Origin of the sequence: Campylobacter showae CC57C, assembly GCF_000344295.2 — a bacterium.
Classification (GTDB): Bacteria; Campylobacterota; Campylobacteria; order Campylobacterales; family Campylobacteraceae; genus Campylobacter_A; species Campylobacter_A showae_B.
In genome coordinates, this window is record NZ_AOTD01000218.1 from 1 (window position 1) to 1,829 (window position 1,829).

General features: G+C 46.3%; 1 protein-coding gene. It reads left to right on the forward strand.

Annotated features, from left to right (window positions below):
• Window positions 1–1,595: anaerobic C4-dicarboxylate transporter (locus H740_RS08395; protein WP_002953234.1), on the forward strand; the 1,595-nt coding region annotated here is incomplete at its 5' end.
• Window positions 1,596–1,829 lie beyond the last annotated feature (234 nt).

Here is a 1,829-nt window from a genome sequence, read left to right on the forward strand (position 1 = left end):
AAAAAGGCGGTATGGCGCTGGGCGTACTAGGCGGCATCGGTCTTGTTATCTTGGTGTTTGCATTCGGTATGAAGCCTGGCAAACCAGCAGTAGACGTCATCCTAACGATCCTAGCCGTCGTCGTAGCAAGCTCCACGCTACAAGCAGCGGGCGGTCTTGACGTTATGCTCCAGATAGCGGAAAAAGCGCTAAGAAAAAATCCTAAATTCGTCTGTATCCTAGCCCCTCTTTGCGGCTGGACGCTAACGGTTCTATGCGGCACAGGACACACGGTTTATACGCTACTGCCGATCATCTACGACGTATCTATCAAAAGCGGCATCCGTCCGGAAAGACCGCTGGCTGCGACTACGATCTCGTCTCAGCTAGCCATCATCGCTAGCCCGGTTTCGGTTGCGGGCGTATCTATGGTCGCCGTTTTGCTAGGTACCGGCACCGTTCATATCGACGGCTTTACTAGCTACGTGGACTTGCTAAAAGTCACTATCCCGTCAACGTTTATCGGTATGCTTATCATCGGTACTTACTCGATCTTTAGAGGTAAAGACCTAGATAAAGACCCTGATTTCCAAGAGAGGATCAAAGACCCTGAGCAAAGAAAATATATCTACGGCTCAGACGAATCTCACTCGCTAATCGGCGTAAAACTTCCTGCTAAACAGTGGAACGTTATGTGGATATTCCTAGCTACAATCGCTATCGTGGCGGTTCTAGGCTACTATAAACAACTCCGCCCTAGCTGGACTAGCAACGTCCCTGGTAAATCTATCGAAATCGTAGTAGATAAAAAAGTAGTTAAAAACATCACCGTAAAAGACGGTCAAGTGGTCTCTACCGTAGATGATAGCAAAGTCGTCTCAAACGTAAACGACAACAAAGTAAAAGACGCTACTAAATTTACGAACGTAGAAGTTCTAGATAAAGACAAAAAAGTAACTCAAAGCTTCGTACTTCAAGACGGTAACGTCGTCATAACTAAAGATGGTAAAACCGAAACCGTCGCAAACGCTAGCATCGTAGTAAAAGATACTATGAAAAAGACAGCGCCTCTAGGCATGGTCGATACGATCCAAATTTTTATGCTACTAGCTGCGTCTATCATGATGATCTACTCAGGCATCAAGGCTGCTAAGATCGCTCAAAACGAGATCTTCCACAGCGGTATGGTCGCGCTTGTAGCGATCTACGGTATCAGCTGGATGGCAGATACGATGTTCCACTCTCACATCGAGATGCTAAAAGGCTCGCTAGGAGAGGTGATGAAGGCCTATCCGTGGATGTATATCGTCGTAGGTATGCTGATTTCTAAGTTCCTAAACTCTCAAGCAGCAGCTGCCGCGACATTCGTACCGCTTGCAGTTCAGATCGGCGTGGATCCAGGCATCATCGTCGCGTTTGCTACGGCTTGCTATGGATACTTCATCCTTCCTACATATCCGAGCGACCTTGCGGCGATCCAGTTTGACCGCTCAGGTACTACCAAGATCGGTAAATACGTCATCAACCACAGCTTCATCATCCCTGGCCTTATCGGCGTGTTTAGTTCGTGCGCAGTGGGTTGGGTGTTAGCTAACCTTTACGGGTTTATTAAATAATCTTACCTTGCGAGACTTGCTTAGGCTTGTCTCGCGAGCGCTTTTTGCGGATTTTTGCTTCGCTTTGCTCGCAACTGCAAGCAGAACGTTAAAATTTGACTTGATAGGCTATATGCCTTATCTTTGTCAAATTTTAACTTCAAAACCCCAAAAATCATCTCACGATATTTTGCCTCGATTTCTTATAATCAAATTTCAAATTTACAAATTTTACTCACCGAGACCCACACCACA